Origin of the sequence: Microbulbifer aestuariivivens (assembly GCF_039545115.1) — a bacterium.
Classification (GTDB): Bacteria; Pseudomonadota; Gammaproteobacteria; order Pseudomonadales; family Cellvibrionaceae; genus Microbulbifer; species Microbulbifer aestuariivivens.
The window spans coordinates 129,360-145,516 of sequence record NZ_BAABRT010000002.1; the positions used below are offsets into that span (position 1 = coordinate 129,360).

Genomic DNA, 16,157 nt, shown 5'->3' on the forward strand with positions numbered 1-16,157 from the left:
GTTTCCTTTTCCCTGGATGCGCGCGGAAAATGACCGGGCGCATCATGCTCTGACGGGGCGTATGTCAGTTGGCCCACTCGGAGTGGCCGCGACGCCGGCGGAAATTGGGTGCGATCATCGCGAGGATAGCACCGGCAGCCACAGACAGGGCGCCGTAGAGATACCACTTGTGCTGCTCGCTGGCAGACAGGCGCTGGATTTCCGCCTCCGCCATCATCTGCTTTTGCTTGAGCAGTTCGTGCTGTTGCAGCAGCTTCTGGTGGCGCTGGTTCAGGGCCACGGCGTCGGCGGAAAGGGTTTTGATTTCCTTCAGCTCCCCGGCGAGTCGTTGCGCCTGTTCCTCGGCGCCGGCCAGTTTCTCGCTCAACTGCCGGTTCTCGGCTTCCAGCCGGCGGACTTCACCGCCGAGGTTGCCTTCCATTTTCTCGAAGCGTGCGAGGTTGGCTTCGGCCCGCTGCAGCTTGATGTCGGCAGTGGGTTCATTGATCAGATACTGACGGCGAATCCAGCCCTCTTCACCAGAGGGGGTGCGCACCCGGGCCCAGCCGTCTACAGGGATGTCTTCGAGCAGAATGAGCTTGGTGCCGCTCGGCAATCCGCGGTGCAGAATGCGGAATTCGTTGCCCTTGCCCGAGCGCAGGGGCACGTGCAGTTTGTCGGTAATGTAGCGGGTGCCTTCGCTCTGTGCGAGTGTGCTGAAGCTCGCCGCCAGTAGCGCGGCGGTGGCCAGTCCGGTCAGTAATTTCATCATTGTGATAGAACGTTTTTTTATTGGTTTACGGTTCGGGTCAGGGAAGGACGGCCTTGAAAGGTTTGACGGTCACACTGGCATAGACGCCGGCGGCGACATAGGGGTCTTCGTTGGCCCAGGCCTGGGCGTCTTGCAGGGAATCAAATTCAGCCACTACCAGACTGCCGGTAAAACCGGCCTCACCGGGATCTTCGCTGTCGATAGCGGGGTGAGGGCCGGCCAGCAGCAGGCGGCCTTCGTCCTTGAGGCGGTTCAGGCGCGCCAGATGATCCGGGCGCGCCACCTTGCGTTTGGCCAGGCTGTCGTTCACGTCTTGGCTGATAATTGCATACCACATAATTGTTTTTGCTCTTATGTCATTTACAGGGTTTGAGGGCGGTTATTGTACGACGATCACGTCTTCCAGCTTCAGGCCGGTGAGCTGACCGATGCGGCGAAACAGGAAGAACAGCGCTCCCATCAGGATAATGGTGGCCGGCAGGGCGATTACCGGGAAACTGAGTGCCGTCATCTTGCCCAGCTCCTCGTTGAAAGCGGCGGTGCCGGGTGGGCTCTGCAGCAGAATCTTGGCGAGGATGTAGTTCAACGCCGAGGACAGGAAGAAAGAGCCCGCGATCATCCAGGAGGCGTGTTGCAGGCTGCGCTCGAAGGCGCCGCTGTTGCCGTTGCCTTCCAGCGCGCGGGCAATCTTTTGGGTATCGAGGATGCGATCGTTGTAGAGCAGTGTGCGCACCAGCGGCCAGCGGGTGTACAGGGAACCGAGGGTGGCCAGACCCAGCAGTCCCGGTATGGCGGCTTCCTTGATGGCGATGTACTTGGCATCCAGCTCCAGCAGGCTGATGCCGCCGGTGAGCAGAATGCTGATAATGCCCAGGGCCGAGAAGAAATTAACCTTGCCGGACTGGCTGAAATCCCGCAGGCCATAGAGCAGCGGGAAGGCCAGGGCCACCACAATCGCCAGCTTGGTGCCCAGCCATTCATCCCCGGACATCTTGGTCAGGATCAGGGTGGGGATAATGATATTCAGCAGCAGGTTGAGCAGAAGGCTCTCCCGCTTCGCTGGCTGTTCGGTGGTGGTCGAATTGGTTTCGGTCATGCTTGCTTCCGGTGATAATGCCAGTGCTGGCAGCGACACGCTGCGCTGCTGCGGCCAGAGTTAGTCTGCGGCGCGTGTTGCCCTGGTATTTTTTGCGTAGGTGTCGCGCATGTTACATGTTGTCGTGGCGGCGGGCGCGCTGTGGTTGCCGGCTTGCCCTGCGGTTCATTTCACTGCGGGGCTTTCGAACGTGCGAACTTGCGAACTTGCGAAGCTTCGACCCGGCAAATATTCGAGCCTGTGAATCTTCACATCTGCGAACCTTCAATCCGTTACACAAACAGAGAGGCCGATGTGAAAGCCCGCCCGTCTATTGCCAGGGTTGCCAATGTTGCCACAGCCGGTATGCCGCCTGTGGCCCTGCCTGCCGGCGCCCTCGAGGGGTGCGTTGACCTGCACTGCCACAGCACGGCTTCGGACGGTATTTTAAGTCCTGCGGAGCTGGTGTCGAGGGCGAAATCCTGTGGTGTGACCCTGTTGTCGCTTACCGATCACGATACCGTTGCCGGTATTGCCGAAGCGCAGGTGGCCGCAGCGGCGGCGGGTGTGACCCTGCTGCCGGGGATAGAACTGTCCAGTCGTTGGGGCAAGCAGCTGGTGCACATTGTCGGGCTGGGTGTGGATACCGGGTCAGAGGCACTGCGCCGCGCGATTAGCGAGCGCGATGGGCTCAGGTCCGAGCGCGCCGAGCACATCGGCGCACGGCTGGAAAAGCGCGGATTCTATGGCGCGCTCGATGGCGCCAGGCGTCTTGCCGGCGACGGGGTGCTGGGGCGGCCGCATTTTGCCCGCTGGCTGGTGGAGGCCGGGCATGTGGAAGATACGGCGCGCGCCTTCAAGCGCTATCTGGGGGCGGGAAAATGTGGCGATGTCAGCGTGGAGTGGCCTCAGCTGGAGGAGACGATAGCGGCAGTACACGGCGCCGGTGGCTGTGCGGTGCTGGCGCACCCGCTTAAATACGGCATGACCCGCACCCGGCTGCTGCGGCTGATGACCGATTTCTGCGCTGTCGGCGGCGATGCGGTGGAGCTGCTCTGCGGGCGCCAGAACCCGGTGCAGACCCGCGAACTCGCGCGCCTGATGGCTGAGGCTGCGCAGGCCGCCGAGAGACCCACTGCCCTGCTTTGCTCGCTGGGCAGTGACTTCCATCAGCCCGGGCAGCCCTGGCGTGAGCTGGGTTGCACACACTTGCCTGCGGACGTCGAGCCGGTCTGGAATCTGTGGCAAACTAGCGCCAACGCAACGGCGGCAAAGCCCGACTGACCGCCGGTCCGGGTGTGTGCCGAGGAATTTTCAGGGGGTCACTGTGGCGCAGTTCTTTCAGATTCATCCAGATAACCCGCAGGCACGCCTGGTCAAGCAGGCAGCGGAAATCGTCGCCTCTGGCGGCGTCATCGTATTTCCCACCGACTCCGCCTATGCGATCGGCTGCCGGGTGGGGGAAAAGCTGGCGCTGGAGCGGATACGGGTGCTGCGCCAGCTGGACAAACAGCACAACTTCACCCTGATGTGCCGGGACCTGTCGGAGCTGGCCAGCTATGCCAAGGTGGACAACCAGATGTTCCGCCTGCTCAAGGCCCACACACCCGGTCCCTATACTTTTATCATGCCGGCCACGGCTGAGGTGCCGCGCCGCCTGATGCATCCGAAGCGCAAGACCATTGGTCTGCGGGTACCGGACAATGCCGTCGTGCAGGCGCTGATCGCTGAGCTGGGCGAACCGCTGATGAGCTGCAGCCTGATCATGCCCGGGGAAACCCAGCCGCTCACCGACCCCTACGATATCCGCGATCTGCTGGAGCACCAGGTGGAACTGATCGTCGATGGCGGTTTCTGTGGCCTTGAAGCGACCACCGTGGTCGACCTCACCGGCGATGAGCCCGAGCTGATCCGGCAGGGTTGTGGGTCCATCGACGAGATCACCAGCTGACGACGCTGGCAGGCCAGGAGTGTATAATCTCCCGTTTGCATTTCGAGGGTAGGGCAGCGTGTCCAGTGAAGAGTTACTAGCCGAGGCGGAACAGCAGGTTCTCGCCGAAGTAGCCGAGGCCGCTGAGCGCGCCGAACAGGCTGCGGAAGGCGCCGCCGAGACCGACGCCAGTACAGCAGAAAACCCCCGCCAGGGGGAAATGCCCTTCGCCATGGTGCTGGGGGAAGCCTACACCGAGGTGCCCTCCGATCTCTATATTCCACCGGATGCACTGGAAGTGATTCTGGAGGCCTTTGAAGGGCCTCTGGACCTGCTGCTGTATCTGATCCGCCGCCAGAACCTCGATATTCTCGAGATCAATGTGGCGGATATCACCCGCCAGTACATGGGCTATGTGGAGATGATGACCGCCATGCGATTTGAGCTGGCGGCGGAATATCTGGTCATGGCCGCCATGCTGGCGGAGATCAAGTCACGCATGCTGCTGCCGCGCCCGCCCGAGGCCGAAGAGGAGGAGGGCGAGGACCCCCGCGCGGCGCTGATTCGGCGACTGCAGGAATACGAGCGTTTCAAGAGCGCCGCCGAGGACATCGACGAAATTCCGCGAATGGGGCGCGATACACACCAGGCCAGCGCACAGGCGCCGGATCGCAGCATTACCCGCCCTGACCCGGAAGTCTCCATGCAGGAAATGCTGCTGGCGCTGGCGCAGGTTCTGCGCCGGGCAGATATGTTTGAAAGCCATCAGGTGGAGCGCGAGAAACTCTCCACCCGCGAGCGCATGACCCAGGTGCTGGATCGTATCCGCCACCGCCAGTTTGTGCCTTTCGTCAGCCTGTTCAAGGTGGAGGAGGGGCGCCTTGGGGTCGTGGTGACTTTCCTCGCGGTGATGGAGCTGGTGAAGGAGTCTCTGGTGGAACTGATCCAGAACGAGCCCTTCGGTCCTATTCATGTGCGCGCTGCCGGCCAGAAGCCTGACGGCGAGGTCGAGGGCGACGGAGACGGTGAAGATGAGGAGTGGCGTGAAGATGGGGAGCCGCAGGAGGCACTGCTGGAACCCGAAACCGAGTCCCCGGAGTCGACCCACTGAGTCGACCCACTGAGTCGGCCAGCTGAGTGGCCTGCGGCCCCAGGGAACAGGCCGGTGAACCCAGATAAATTCGGTCGCGCACCGGCGCGGCTATCCGTGAATTAGAGTGAAGCAATGACCATTGCCCCGGAATTACTGCGCCGCATTGTCGAGGGCGCCCTGCTCGCTTCGGGCCAGCCTTTGTCGGAGGACCGCCTGCTGTCCCTGATCGACGAGGGTGAGCGCCCCGAAAAAGCCGAGCTGAGAGAAGTGCTGCGGCAGATTGCCGATGACTGTGCCGAGCGCGGCTTCGAGCTGCGTGAAGTGGCCAGCGGCTGGCGTTTTCAGGTGCCAGAGGATCTGGCCCCCTGGGTCAACCGCCTGTGGGAAGAGAAGCCGCAGAAATACTCCCGCGCAGTCCTCGAGACTCTGGCGATCATCGCCTACCGACAGCCGATTACCCGCGGCGATATCGAAGAAATTCGCGGTGTGGCGGTCAGCTCGCATATTGTGAAAAGCCTGACCGAGCGCGGCTGGATCAAAGTGGTGGGCCAGCGCGATGTGCCCGGGCGGCCCTCCCTGTATGCCACCACCCGCGAGTTCCTCGACTACTTTAACCTCCGTACCCTGGATGATCTGCCGACACTGGCGGAAATCCGCGATATCGACAGCCTCAACCAGGCTTTGGACCTGGATCAGAATCTCGCTGGTCTCACCGGGGAAAGTGGGGAGTCTGAGGCCGCGGCTATGGCTGACGAGAGCGAAAGCGCCGCTTCCGGGGCCGCGCAGGGTTCCGCAAGTGAGGCATTGGAAGTCGCTGACCCGGTGGATGTGGTGGATGCGGACTCGGCTGGGGATTCGGTTGTGGATTCCGGAATGGATGAGCCCGGGGCTGATGACGCCGCAGTCGCTGACCACCCGGTAGATGATGCCGTAGAAGCCAGTGAGCCTCCGCAGGCGGCTGTCGAGCAAGACCACCGCGATGGAGAGGCTGCCGATCTGCACCGCTTCGGCCTGGATAACGACGAACTGGATAACGTCGACCAGGAGAGCGTCGACGCAGCGGATGCTGTCTTAAATGACATCGAAGGCGAGGGCGCTGATGAAGAGGGCGCCGGTGAAGAGGGCGCTGATGAAGAGAAAGGACAGAGAGAAGAGGCGCTGGAAAAGTTAGACGGCGGCGAGTCCGATAAAATCGACTCGCCACAGCATGATAGCGGCGCCGCCTCCCTGTTCGCGCAGCGCCTGCGGTCAGAGGGCTCGCTGTTTGCGGACTCCCCCGAGCCTGAGGAGAGCCCCGCGGCGGCTACCAGCTGGAATGATCCCGGCGAGAATATGGACGGCGCCAAAATCTCTGCCGAAACTTCTGCAGAGCTCCCTGAAGACAAGGCCGCAATGACCGGTACAGGGGCCGCCGAAGAGGCAGTCGAACAAGCCACCGATGAGAACCGTGAGTTGGCGGTGAATCACTACAAGTCCTCTCTTTTCCCTGAGCCTGCGGATGAGCCGGTGACAGAAACAGCGATTGAGGCTGAGCAGGATGAGTCTGCCGGCAACGACCAGCAGCGGCAGCAAAATGAATTGGAATCAGCGACCTGATGCATGATGAGATGGCCCCAAAGGGCGAAAAACTACAGAAAGTACTGGCGCGTGCCGGCCTCGGCTCCCGCCGCGAGATGGAGAAGGCTATCGAGGCCGGCCGGGTCACGGTGAATGGCAAGGTGGCGGAGCTGGGCGAGCGCGTCACCAGTGAAGACCGTGTGGAATTTGACGGCCGCCGCCTGCCGGCCGCCGAAGAAAACCGCTGCCGGGTGATCCTCTACAACAAGCCGGTGGGGGAAATCTGCTCCCGCCACGACCCCGAGGGCCGGCCGACGGTATACGACAGCCTGCCACACCTGCGTTCGGGGCGCTGGATCTCCGTTGGCCGTCTGGATTTCAATACCAGCGGACTGCTGTTGTTTACCAACAGCGGCGAGCTGGCGAACAAATTGATGCACCCCTCATCGGTTATTGATCGCGAGTACCTGGTGCGAATTCAGGGCCAGGTGGACGATGAAATGAAGCAGCGGCTTTTGGAGGGCGTGCTGCTGGAAGATGGCGTGGCGCGCTTTACGGATATCGTCGAAAGCGGTGGCGAGGGGAATAACCGCTGGTTTTACTGCGTGGTGATGGAGGGCCGCAATCGCGAAGTACGGCGGCTGTGGGAATCCCAAGGCGTACGTGTCAGCCGGCTCAAGCGGGTGCGCTATGGCAGCGTCTTTATTCCCTCCAACGTGCGCGTTGGCCAGTGGGTTGAAATGGAGCCGAAGGAGATCGACGATCTCTGCGTCACCGCGGGCATGCCCAAGCTGGGCCAGCGGCCGCTGACCCAGGCCGAGCGCCAGAACCTGCAGCGCCAGCGGCGCAAACTGCGCAAACCGCCCAACCGCCGCCGGCCATCAAAAGGCTGAGCCACAGGGCCGCTGTGTTTTTTGCCTGAGTGGCCAGGTGGAGTATGGCCAGGCCGGTGTGTGGCTCGGCGGGCGTATGACCTGCCGAGAGCGTTCCCGGCGACCGGGTGGAGATGATCCGCGCGCGCTCACTTCCACTCTCCTGCTCCCCTGCTGCCCAGCTCCCCCGCTCTCCCGCTCGCCCTCTGCCGCACTGGCATTACAGCGGGCGTTTTCTTCAAGCATTTCCTCAGTCCGCCGTTCCAGCCTGTCAGTGATCGCTGAGAGTGACGAGCGGCAGGGTGATTTCCACACAGAGTCCCTTACCGGGGATATTGCGCGCTGAAATATTGCCGCCGTGCTGGCTGATCGTGCGCTGGGCAATGGCGAGGCCGAGCCCCACACCGCCACTGTCGCGGGTGCGGGCGCTGTCTGTGCGGTAGAAGGGCCGGAAAATGGCTTGCAGCTCGCTATCTTCCACCCCGCTGCCGGAATCTATGACCTGTATCCGGCAGACTTGTCCGTCGCTGCGGGCCTGTACGTAAACCGTGCTGTCGGCGGGGCTGTATTTGATGGCGTTGCGCAGGATGTTTTCCAACGCCGCGGTCAGCGAGCTGCCCCGGGTGGCCACCAGCAGTTCCTGTTCAGCAAGCCGCAGCCGCACTTGCAGGTTTTTCTGCTGCGCCTCCACGGCGAGATCATCGGCCAGCGCATTCAGCAGCGAAGCGATCTCCACCACATCGTCTAGAGGGCGGTCGTCGGTGCCGCTGACCGGCAGCGACAGTACATCTGTAATGATCTCTTCCAGGTAGTCGGCTGCCTTGCCAATGCGCTCCAGCTCGCTCTCCATCGCGCCGTCACTTTTCTGTCGGGCGATACCGAGGGCCACCTGCAGGCGCGCGAGGGGGGAGCGCAGTTCGTGTGAGACATCCTTGATCAGGCGCCGCTGTTCGGACATGGCGGACTGCAGTTGTGCGGTCATGGAGTCAAAGTCTTCCGCCAGCTCCGATAGCTCATCGCCGCGCTTTGCCAGCGTCGGTGCAACACGGTAATCCAGTTCGCCGGCGGCAACACGCCGGGTAGCGGTGCGCAATTTGTCCAGTGGACGGCTCAGGTAGCGGGCCAGCCAGTAACAGGCAAGGCCCGATACGAGTGCCGACAGCAACAGCATGGGCCAGAAATTTCGCAGGATAAACCGCATCAGCAGCTCTTCCTTGCTGCCGCCAGCGACAAAGACGACCCGCAGGTTGTCGCCACCGCGCTGGGGTATGTAGAAGGCGAGGGCGGGTTTGTTGTCAACCTGCCCCTGATTCTCGCGGTGGCGGAAGTTCAGGGTCTGAAAAAGCGGCGTCATATCGACAGGTATGGGGCGCCCGAGAATTTCGGTCCCGGCACGGTTGATGGCAAACACCCGCTCCTGTACCTCGGGAGGCTGGCGCTCAAGCCAGAAGCGAAAACTTTCGGGGCCGTGCCGGCGGGTCAGGCGCAGGTTGCGGTTAATCTGCCGGAACAGGGCCGCAGATTCCCAGCGGTCCTCCAAGCGGGGGTCGCCGAGTTCGCGCACCTGGGTGACGTAAACAGTGGCCACCACCATGACCACGGCAGTGATCCAGGCGCCGAAAAACATCTTCCAGAACAGTGAGCGCATCAGGCCAGCCCGGTCTTGATCAGCTTGTAGCCAGCGCCGCGAATATTGATGATCAGATCGCGGCTGGAGCCGTGCTCGGACAGTTTTTTGCGGATATTGCTCACATGCACATCGATAGAGCGGTCATAGGGCAGGAGTTTGCGGCCGAGGGCCGCTTCTGTGAGTACCTCCTTACTCACAATGTCACCCACCTGTTTCATCAGTACCTGCAGCACTGAGAACTCCGCTCCGGTGAGGGCCAGCGGCTGCTCCTGCCAGTACCCCTGATGCTCGTCGGGGGACAGTTTCAAGGGGCCGTTGCTGAGTGCGGCAGCGCTTTCCGGGGCCGCTTCGGCGCGGCCGCGACGCAGCACCGCGCGCAGTCTGGCCGCCAGTTCCCGAGGGTTACAGGGCTTTGGCAGATAATCGTCGGCACCCATTTCCAGTCCCACAATCCGGTCGACAGTGTCCCCCTTGGCGGTGAGCATCAGCACCGGCAGGTGGCGACCGGGACCTCCCTCCTCGCGCAGGCTGCGCAGCACATCGAAGCCGTTGTGCACCGGCAGCATGACATCCAGCACCAGGGCATCAAAGGACTCCGCGCGGGCCAGCGCCAGCCCGCGGCCGCCATCATTGGCAACGGTCACATCAAATCCCTCTGCACAGAGAAACTCCCGCAGCAGGTCTGTGAGTTCCATGTCATCGTCGACGAGAAGAATGCGGCTCATATCTGACTCCAGTGTTGGGAGGCCCATTATATGCAAAGAGGCGTCGCCTCTTCGGGCTGGAATACGCTGCTTTTACCGTTCTTAACAGTTGTTAACCGCCGTTATCCCCTCTTGACCCATTCCCACTCTACTATTCACTCACCGAAAGCGAACAACCCGATTAAGTGCAGTGAGGAAATGATGATGAAAGTATCGCAATGGAAGTTATTGGCTGGTAGCGCAATGCTGGCGGCTCTGCTGGGGGCACCACTGGCTAGCATGGCGGATAACCAACCGGGACCGAATGAAGATGGAAAGCAGCGTCATGAGCAGAGGTTCCAACGCATGGCGGATGAGCTACAGCTCACCGAGGACCAGATAGCCCAACTAAAAGCCAACCGCGAAGCCAACAAGGAGCAGCGCATGGCCCAGCGTCAGGAAATGCGCAAGCTGCGCGAACAGCTGCGAAAAGCCATTGAAGCCGGCGCCGATCAGGCAACCCTGGATCAACTGGGGGCCGAGCTGTCGAGGCTCGAGATCGCGCAGATGCAGGAGAGGCAGCGTCGCCATCAGGAGCTGGAAGCGATGCTCACCGACGAACAGAAAGCCAAGCTTGAGGAGATGAAATCCCAGCGCAAGGAGCGCGGGCGCAAAGGCCACAAAGGCAGTGCAGATTACCAGTAACCTCCTAGTAGCCCAGCAGTAGCCCTCCGCAGTCAGCGACCACCCTGCCGGATGGTTTGCAGGCTGTCTTGTGCCCCGCATTGCGGGGTTTTTTCGTCGCTCCTCACAGCTGCTTGTGTCATTCAGTGCCAGTTGAACGCGGTTGCCCCCGCCCGCCTTGCCGGCGTCTGCTATAGCTGGGAAAATACCGCGCCGCCAATCGTGGCAGAGCGGACTGAGGAGTGACAGTGAGTAAAATCGGCTTGTTTTTTGGCAGTGACGAGGGCAACACCGAAGCTGTTGCGCAACGGATTGTTGCCCGGCTGGGTGAAGATCGCGTGGACCTGCACGATATTGCCGATGTCACGCAACTGGAGATCGAGGGCTACCAGCAGCTGATCTTCGGGATTCCCACCTGGGACTTTGGCCAGATCCAGTCCGACTGGGAGGAGTTCTGGGAGGATGTGCAGCAGATTGACTTCAGCGGCAAGACCGTGGCCCTGTTTGGGCTGGGCGACCAGTTTGGCTACGGCGACTACTTTCTCGACGCCATGGGCATGCTCCACGATGTCATTGTACAGCGGGGCGCGACCATCATTGGTCAATGGCCCACCGAGGGCTATGAATTCGATGCCTCCAAGGCGGAAATCGCCGGTGAAGGCCGCTTCGTCGGTCTCGGTATCGACGAGGACCAGCAGGAAGAGCTCACCGCTGACCGACTCAACCGCTGGTGCCGCCAGATTGCCGAAGAGTTCGCCCTGCCGGGCGGGGCCGACAGCGTCGTCGAGCTGGAAGATTGAGCCTATGAAAACCTCTCTGACCTTCAAGGAATTCTGGCCATGGCTGGCCGAGCACACCAACTGCATCCTGCGTGCCGGCACGGTGGACTCGGTCGTCTACGATGATGACGACTACCACTGGCGTTTCGGTGAGGAAGATATGCGCACCATGCTGGTTCAGGTGATGCGTGGCAAGCGCCCGGTGGCCGAATTGTTCATTGAGCAGGAGCACATCACCTCAGTGCAGGTGACTGCCGGTGAGAAGGGTGAATACAACTTCGACCTGCTGGTGGAGTGGCAGGGGCAGACACAGGTGGCCTATTACTTCGTGCTAACCCATGGGTTTGAGGATACGGAAAAGCAGCCCGAGCCCCGCCGGATTGGTAACCCGGGCGGCCCGAGGGGGCGCTTGCACTGAATTTTTATTTTATTGGTAAAGAGCGCCTTACACGGCGCTCTTTTTTTATCTCTGGTCGTGATAGTGGCCGGTTCAGCAGAGCAGTTTTTCAAGGATTTTTCGGTACATATCCTTGAGTTGATCGAGGTCTGCGGCGCGCACGCACTCATCGACCTTGTGAATCGTGGCGTTGACCGGACCCAACTCCACTACCTGGGCACCGGTGGGAGCGATAAAGCGGCCATCGGAAGTGCCGCCCGCGGTTGAGAGCTGGGTGGCTTCTCCTGTTACCTCACAAATGGCGGCCTGGGCGGCTTCTACCAGTGGCCCTGCGGCGGTGAGGAAAGGCTGGCCGGAAAGTTTGAATTGGGCTTTGTAGTTGAGTCCGTGTTTGTCCAGAATTGCCCGCGCCCGCTGTTCCAGTTCCTCGGCGGTGGTTTCGGTGGAGAAACGCCAGTTGCAGACAACCTGCACTTCACCGGGGATCACGTTAGTGGCACCGGTGCCGCCATTGATATTGGAAACCTGAAAGCTGGTGGCCGGAAAGAAGTCGTTGCCCTGATCCCACTCCTCACTGGCGAGTTCCGCCAGTGCCGGCGCCAGCCGGTGGATCGGGTTGTCCGCCAGATGCGGGTAGGCCACATGGCCCTGAACACCCACCACGGTGAGTTCCAGCCCCAGTGAACCACGACGGCCATTTTTGATCACGTCGCCAACACGTTCGGTGCTGGAGGGTTCGCCCACCAGGCAGCAATCAATTTTTTCCCCTCGCTCCTCCAGCCACTCCACCACCTTGACGGTGCCGTTGTTGGCGGGGCCCTCTTCATCGCTGGTGATCAGGAAGGCGATGCGGCCGCGGTGATCCGGATGTTCACTGACGAACTCTTCGCAGGCCACCACCATGGCGGCGAGGGAGCCTTTCATGTCCGCCGCGCCACGGCCGAACAGGTAGCCATCTTTGACAACCGGTTCAAAGGGCGGGTGTTGCCAGTTCTCCTCGGGGCCGGTGGGCACCACATCGGTATGACCCGCGAAAGCGAACAGGGGGCCATCGGCGTTGCCTTCGCGCACCGCCCAGAAATTATCGGTATCGCCACGGCGCAGATGGGTGGTTTGGAAACCAATATTTTCCAGCCGCGCGAGCATCAGCGGCATACAGCCGGCGTCATCGGGGGTGACCGAGCGCAGGCGGATCAGGTCGGTGGCGAGTTGTAGGGTTGGTGTCACGGCCGTTGTTTCCTTGTGCGTGATTCTGGTCCGCCGGTGCAGGCGGGGCTTGCCTGCCGGCGCAATGCGCCCAATCCGGGGCGCTCTTTCACTGGCCGTCCCTGGCCAGGCGCGTTACTGCGATTAGTTGCTGTGCAGCGCCTCGTTCAGTTCCACCGCGCTCTTGTTGGTCAGGCATTCCACCGCGCCGTTGGTGGAGTTGCGGCGGAACAGGAGATCGGATTTGCCGGCCAGATCGCGAGCCTTGACGTGTTCCACCAGCTTGCCGCTGTCGTCCAGCAGCGCCACCTTGCTGCCGGCGGTAATGTAGAGGCCCGCCTCCACTGTGCAGCGGTCGCCGAGGGGGATGCCGATACCGGCATTGGCGCCGAGCAGGCAGTTGTTGCCGACGGAAATCACGATATTGCCGCCGCCGGACAGTGTGCCCATGGTGGAGCTGCTGCCGCCGAGGTCAGATCCGGCACCGACGAATACACCGGCGGAGATGCGGCCTTCGATCATGCCCGGGCCTTCGGTGCCGGCATTAAAGTTGACGAAGCCCTCGTGCATGATGGTGGTGCCTTCGCCGAGATAGGCGCCGAGGCGCACGCGGGCGGTATGGGCGATGCGCACACCAGTCGGTACAACGTAGTTGGTCATTTTGGGGAACTTGTCCACGCAGGCCACGTCCAGTACTTCCCCCTTGAGGCGCGCTTCCAGCTGCCGCGCTGGCAGCTCCTCCAGGTCGATCGCGCCCTGATTGGTCCAGGCCACATTCACCAGCTTGCCGAAAATACCGTCGAGTTTGGTCTGGTGGGGTTTGACCAGGCGGTGGGAAAGCAGGTGCAGTTTCAGGTAAGCGTCGGGTACTGACTGGGGCGCTTCGTCGGTGAACAGCAGGGTGGCGACCAGCGGCCGCTGCGAGTGGGCAAACTGGCGCAGGACTTCCGCCTGTTCGGCAGCGCCCGCGGACTCCAGGCGCTCGGCCAACGGCGCCAGCAGGGCGGAATCGAGGGCGATCGAGGTGTTGCTGTTGTCGGTTTTCAGCAGTTCTGTCACGGCGGCGACCACCGCCGCTGGCGGGTTCAGCAGGGGCTTGGGGTAGTAGACTTCCAGCCACTCGCCCTTGCTGTTGCATGTGCCGATGCCAAATCCCAGGCTGTACATCTCGTTCATTAGTTTTTTCCCTTTGCTAACAGTTCTAGAAATTCTTTTTCTTTAAAGCCGAAGCGCGTTTCTCCGGCGCTCTCGGTGACCGGACGCTTGATCAAAGTCGGTGTTTCTTTGCCCAAGGCGAGCGCCAGAGCATTGTCCATCTGCTCTTTCTGATCATCGGTGAGTGCCCGCCAGCTGGTGGAGCGGCGGTTGAGCACACTTTCCCAGCCGAATTGGTCCAGCCATTTTTGCAGTGGAACCGACTCCATGCCGTCTTCGCGGAAGTCGTGAAAGCGGTATTCGACCCCGTTGTTCTCAAGCCATTTGCGGGCTTTTTTGACGGTGTCGCAGTTCTTGATGCCGTAGAGAGTAATCATGCTTTCTTGGTCTTTTTCGGGTGTTTACGGGCGGGATAGCAGGTGGTGCAGATCTCGCACACGGTGCCGTCGCAGCCCCGCGCTGAACAGTATTCGCGGCCGTAGAAAATTATCTGCAGGTGCAGCTTGTTCCATTTGTCCCGCGGAAATAGCCGTTTCAGGTCTTTCTCGGTCTGCGCCACATTCTTGCCGCTGGTGAGACCCCAACGCTGCGCCAGCCGGTGGATATGGGTATCCACCGGGAAGGCCGGGTGGCCGAAGGCCTGGGACATCACCACACTGGCGGTCTTGTGGCCCACGCCCGGGAGTGTTTCCAGCGCGGCCATATTTTCCGGGACTTCACCGTGATATTCATTAACCAGAATCTGCGACAGCTTGCTGATGGCTTTGGCCTTCTGCGGCGAGAGTCCACAGGGGCGGATGACCCGCTGGATATCCTCCACCGCTACCCGGGCCATATCGGCGGGGTTGTCCGCGAGCGCCCACAGCGACGGTGTCACCTGGTTGACCCGCTCATCGGTGCATTGTGCGGAGAGGAGTACCGCCACCAGCAGGGTGTAGGGGTCTTTGTGGTCCAGGGGCACCGGGGTCTCGGGGTAGAGCTCCTCCAGGCGCTGCAGGATATACGCGACCCGCTCTTGCTTGAGGAGATTTTTTACTGCGGTCTCCACTTTGCTGCCGTTCCTATGCCGTTTGCCGTTAATGTTCAGTGGGGGGCGCTGGTGTCAGCGGCAGAATTCGCGGATGCGCTGTGCCGCCTCTGCACACTCTTCGCTCGTTGCCACCAGGGCCATGCGCACATACTCCGCGCCGGGGTTTTCTCCATTTACCTCGCGGGCGAGGAAGCTGCCGGGAAGGACGGTGATGTTCTGCTGGCGGTAGAGTTCCCGTGCAAACGCCTCGCCGTCGCCGACCCTTGGCCAGAGATAAAAGCTGGCATCCGGCTGTGCTACGTCCAGGCAGCCGTCGAGAATCTCCAGCACCGAGGCGAACTTTTGTCGATAGAGCGCGCGATTATGCCGCACGTGCTCCTCGTCCCGCCAGGCGGCGATGGAGGCGTACTGGCTCGGCAGCGGCATGGCGCAGCCGTGGTAGGTGCGATAGAGCAGGAACTTCTGCAGTATTTCCCCATCGCCGGCGACAAAACCGGAGCGCAGGCCGGGCAAATTGGAGCGCTTCGACAGGCTGTGAAAGACCACGCAGCGGCGGAAGTCGCTGCGGCCGAGTTCCTCGCAGGCCTGTAGCAGGCCAACTGGTGGTCGGTTTTCATCGAAATAGAGTTCGGAATAGCACTCGTCCGAGGCAATGATGAAATCGTGCTGGTCCGCCAGGGCGATAAGTTTTTTGAGTTCGGCGCTGTCGAGCAGAGCGCCGGTGGGATTGCCGGGAGTGCACAGGTACAGCAGGTCGCATTGCCGCCAGACATGCGCCGGTACGCTGTCGAAGTCGGGCTTGAAGCCATTGTCGGCGCGGCAGCTGACCAGATGCGGCTCGGCCCCTGCGAGCAGGGCCGCGCCCTCATAGATCTGGTAAAAGGGGTTGGGCATGATCACTTTGCTGCCCGGCGACACCGCCGCCTGGGCAAACGCAAACAGGGCTTCGCGGGTGCCATTGACCGGCAGTACCTGGCTGTCCGCGCATACCTTGCCCAGCTGGAAGCGCCCGCACAGCCAGTCGGCGATGGCTTCGCGCAGCGGCTCTATGCCTTTGGTGGCGGGGTAGACGGCGAGCTTGTCGAGGTTGGCCGTCAGTGTTTCCGCGGCGAATGCCGGGGGCGCATGTTTGGGTTCGCCAATGGACAGGGCGATGTGGGGCTTGTCTGCCGGCACCACATCTTTCTTCAGGGCTGCCAGCTTGGTGAAAGGGTAGGGCTGCAGCAGGTCCAGCTTGTTGTTCATTGCGCGTCCGGTCCTTAGAGGCTTTAGTAAAGGCTTTTTTAGAAACTTATAAACACTTGTTGAAGAGCTG

The 16,157-nt window shown here is 61.5% G+C and carries 18 protein-coding genes; 8 read left to right on the plus strand and 10 right to left on the minus strand.

Annotated elements, in window-relative coordinates:
* Positions 1-64: 64 nt before the first annotated feature.
* The 3 genes from ABEA58_RS01750 to ABEA58_RS01760 are packed head-to-tail and all read right to left on the minus strand — an operon-like array spanning position 65 to position 1,847.
* Entirely contained in the window at positions 65-751 is a 687-nt protein-coding gene (locus ABEA58_RS01750) for a TIGR04211 family SH3 domain-containing protein (protein WP_345548266.1), read from the minus strand.
* 37 nt (positions 752-788) lie between these two features.
* On the minus strand, positions 789-1,088 hold the full coding sequence (locus ABEA58_RS01755; protein WP_345548268.1) for a YciI family protein: 300 nt from the start codon (positions 1,086-1,088) through the stop codon (positions 789-791).
* A gap of 42 nt (positions 1,089-1,130) precedes the next feature.
* Positions 1,131-1,847 carry a VC0807 family protein gene (locus ABEA58_RS01760; protein ID WP_345548270.1) on the minus strand — a complete coding sequence of 239 codons (717 nt, stop codon included), beginning with the start codon at positions 1,845-1,847 and terminating at the stop codon, positions 1,131-1,133.
* Positions 1,848-2,141: 294 nt separating this feature from the next.
* Between ABEA58_RS01760 and ABEA58_RS01765 the strand changes: the two genes are divergently transcribed.
* From ABEA58_RS01765 to rluB, 5 genes are all read left to right on the plus strand, one after another.
* Positions 2,142-3,110 carry a PHP domain-containing protein gene (locus ABEA58_RS01765; protein ID WP_345548272.1) on the plus strand — a complete coding sequence of 323 codons (969 nt, stop codon included), beginning with the start codon at positions 2,142-2,144 and terminating at the stop codon, positions 3,108-3,110.
* Positions 3,111-3,153: 43 nt separating this feature from the next.
* Positions 3,154-3,777: an L-threonylcarbamoyladenylate synthase gene (locus tag ABEA58_RS01770; protein ID WP_345548274.1), complete on the plus strand. Its 624-nt coding sequence runs from the start codon at positions 3,154-3,156 to the stop codon at positions 3,775-3,777.
* 58 nt (positions 3,778-3,835) lie between these two features.
* On the plus strand, positions 3,836-4,867 hold the full coding sequence (locus ABEA58_RS01775) for a segregation and condensation protein A (protein WP_345548276.1): 1,032 nt from the start codon (positions 3,836-3,838) through the stop codon (positions 4,865-4,867).
* Between the two features lie 114 nt (positions 4,868-4,981).
* Positions 4,982-6,445: an SMC-Scp complex subunit ScpB gene (gene scpB, locus ABEA58_RS01780; RefSeq protein ID WP_345548278.1), complete on the plus strand. Its 1,464-nt coding sequence runs from the start codon at positions 4,982-4,984 to the stop codon at positions 6,443-6,445.
* Complete coding sequence (gene rluB / locus ABEA58_RS01785) at positions 6,445-7,299, plus strand: 23S rRNA pseudouridine(2605) synthase RluB (protein WP_345548279.1); 855 nt, start codon at positions 6,445-6,447, stop codon at positions 7,297-7,299. The genes scpB and rluB overlap by 1 nt, the downstream gene beginning before the upstream one ends.
* Positions 7,300-7,549: 250 nt before the next feature.
* On the opposite strand, the gene ABEA58_RS01790 is transcribed toward rluB, so the two are convergent.
* Together ABEA58_RS01790 and ABEA58_RS01795 are read right to left on the minus strand one after the other, a co-directional pair.
* Positions 7,550-8,926, minus strand: coding sequence for an ATP-binding protein (locus tag ABEA58_RS01790; protein WP_345548281.1), 1,377 nt, complete (start codon positions 8,924-8,926; stop codon positions 7,550-7,552).
* Positions 8,926-9,633 (minus strand): response regulator, encoded by a 708-nt coding sequence (locus ABEA58_RS01795; RefSeq protein WP_345548283.1) that lies wholly within the window; start codon positions 9,631-9,633, stop codon positions 8,926-8,928. The genes ABEA58_RS01790 and ABEA58_RS01795 overlap by 1 nt, the downstream gene beginning before the upstream one ends.
* 30 nt (positions 9,634-9,663) lie before the next feature.
* Between ABEA58_RS01795 and ABEA58_RS01800 the strand changes: the two genes are divergently transcribed.
* From ABEA58_RS01800 to ABEA58_RS01810, 3 genes are all read left to right on the plus strand, one after another.
* Positions 9,664-10,296, plus strand: coding sequence for a Spy/CpxP family protein refolding chaperone (locus ABEA58_RS01800; RefSeq protein ID WP_345548285.1), 633 nt, complete (start codon positions 9,664-9,666; stop codon positions 10,294-10,296).
* A gap of 227 nt (positions 10,297-10,523) precedes the next feature.
* Complete coding sequence (locus ABEA58_RS01805; protein ID WP_345548286.1) at positions 10,524-11,075, plus strand: flavodoxin; 552 nt, start codon at positions 10,524-10,526, stop codon at positions 11,073-11,075.
* Between the two features lie 4 nt (positions 11,076-11,079).
* Positions 11,080-11,472 carry a hypothetical protein gene (locus ABEA58_RS01810; protein WP_345548287.1) on the plus strand — a complete coding sequence of 131 codons (393 nt, stop codon included), beginning with the start codon at positions 11,080-11,082 and terminating at the stop codon, positions 11,470-11,472.
* A 72-nt stretch (positions 11,473-11,544) separates the two neighbouring features.
* On the opposite strand, the gene dapE is transcribed toward ABEA58_RS01810, so the two are convergent.
* The 5 genes from dapE to dapC form a co-directional block, all read right to left on the minus strand.
* Entirely contained in the window at positions 11,545-12,678 is a 1,134-nt protein-coding gene (gene dapE, locus ABEA58_RS01815; protein ID WP_345548289.1) for a succinyl-diaminopimelate desuccinylase, read from the minus strand.
* Positions 12,679-12,801: 123 nt separating this feature from the next.
* A complete protein-coding gene (gene dapD / locus ABEA58_RS01820) occupies positions 12,802-13,833 on the minus strand; it encodes a 2,3,4,5-tetrahydropyridine-2,6-dicarboxylate N-succinyltransferase (protein ID WP_345548290.1) in 1,032 nt (343 codons plus the stop codon).
* Entirely contained in the window at positions 13,833-14,189 is a 357-nt protein-coding gene (locus tag ABEA58_RS01825) for an ArsC family reductase (protein WP_345548292.1), read from the minus strand. Before ABEA58_RS01825 ends, dapD begins: the two co-directional genes overlap by 1 nt.
* The gene (gene nth / locus ABEA58_RS01830; protein WP_345548294.1) at positions 14,186-14,860 is read right to left on the minus strand and encodes an endonuclease III; all 675 of its coding nucleotides are present in this window, start codon (positions 14,858-14,860) and stop codon (positions 14,186-14,188) included. The genes ABEA58_RS01825 and nth overlap by 4 nt, the downstream gene beginning before the upstream one ends.
* 54 nt (positions 14,861-14,914) lie before the next feature.
* Entirely contained in the window at positions 14,915-16,087 is a 1,173-nt protein-coding gene (dapC, locus tag ABEA58_RS01835; RefSeq protein WP_345548296.1) for a succinyldiaminopimelate transaminase, read from the minus strand.
* Between the last annotated feature and the right edge of the window lie 70 nt (positions 16,088-16,157).

Excerpts from the sequence above, each read along its gene's own strand:
- ABEA58_RS01750 (WP_345548266.1), bottom strand. The coding sequence starts at position 751 with ATGATGAAATTACTGACCGGACTGGCCACCGCCGCGCTACTGGCGGCG.
- ABEA58_RS01755 (WP_345548268.1), bottom strand. The coding sequence starts at position 1,088 with ATGTGGTATGCAATTATCAGCCAAGACGTGAACGACAGCCTGGCCAAA.
- ABEA58_RS01760 (WP_345548270.1), bottom strand. The coding sequence starts at position 1,847 with ATGACCGAAACCAATTCGACCACCACCGAACAGCCAGCGAAGCGGGAG.
- scpB (WP_345548278.1), top strand. The coding sequence starts at position 4,982 with ATGACCATTGCCCCGGAATTACTGCGCCGCATTGTCGAGGGCGCCCTG.
- rluB (WP_345548279.1), top strand. The coding sequence starts at position 6,445 with ATGCATGATGAGATGGCCCCAAAGGGCGAAAAACTACAGAAAGTACTG.
- ABEA58_RS01790 (WP_345548281.1), bottom strand. The coding sequence starts at position 8,926 with ATGCGCTCACTGTTCTGGAAGATGTTTTTCGGCGCCTGGATCACTGCC.
- ABEA58_RS01795 (WP_345548283.1), bottom strand. The coding sequence starts at position 9,633 with ATGAGCCGCATTCTTCTCGTCGACGATGACATGGAACTCACAGACCTG.
- ABEA58_RS01800 (WP_345548285.1), top strand. The coding sequence starts at position 9,664 with ATGCAAAGAGGCGTCGCCTCTTCGGGCTGGAATACGCTGCTTTTACCG.
- ABEA58_RS01810 (WP_345548287.1), top strand. The coding sequence starts at position 11,080 with ATGAAAACCTCTCTGACCTTCAAGGAATTCTGGCCATGGCTGGCCGAG.
- dapD (WP_345548290.1), bottom strand. The coding sequence starts at position 13,833 with ATGAACGAGATGTACAGCCTGGGATTTGGCATCGGCACATGCAACAGC.
- ABEA58_RS01825 (WP_345548292.1), bottom strand. The coding sequence starts at position 14,189 with ATGATTACTCTCTACGGCATCAAGAACTGCGACACCGTCAAAAAAGCC.
- dapC (WP_345548296.1), bottom strand. The coding sequence starts at position 16,087 with ATGAACAACAAGCTGGACCTGCTGCAGCCCTACCCTTTCACCAAGCTG.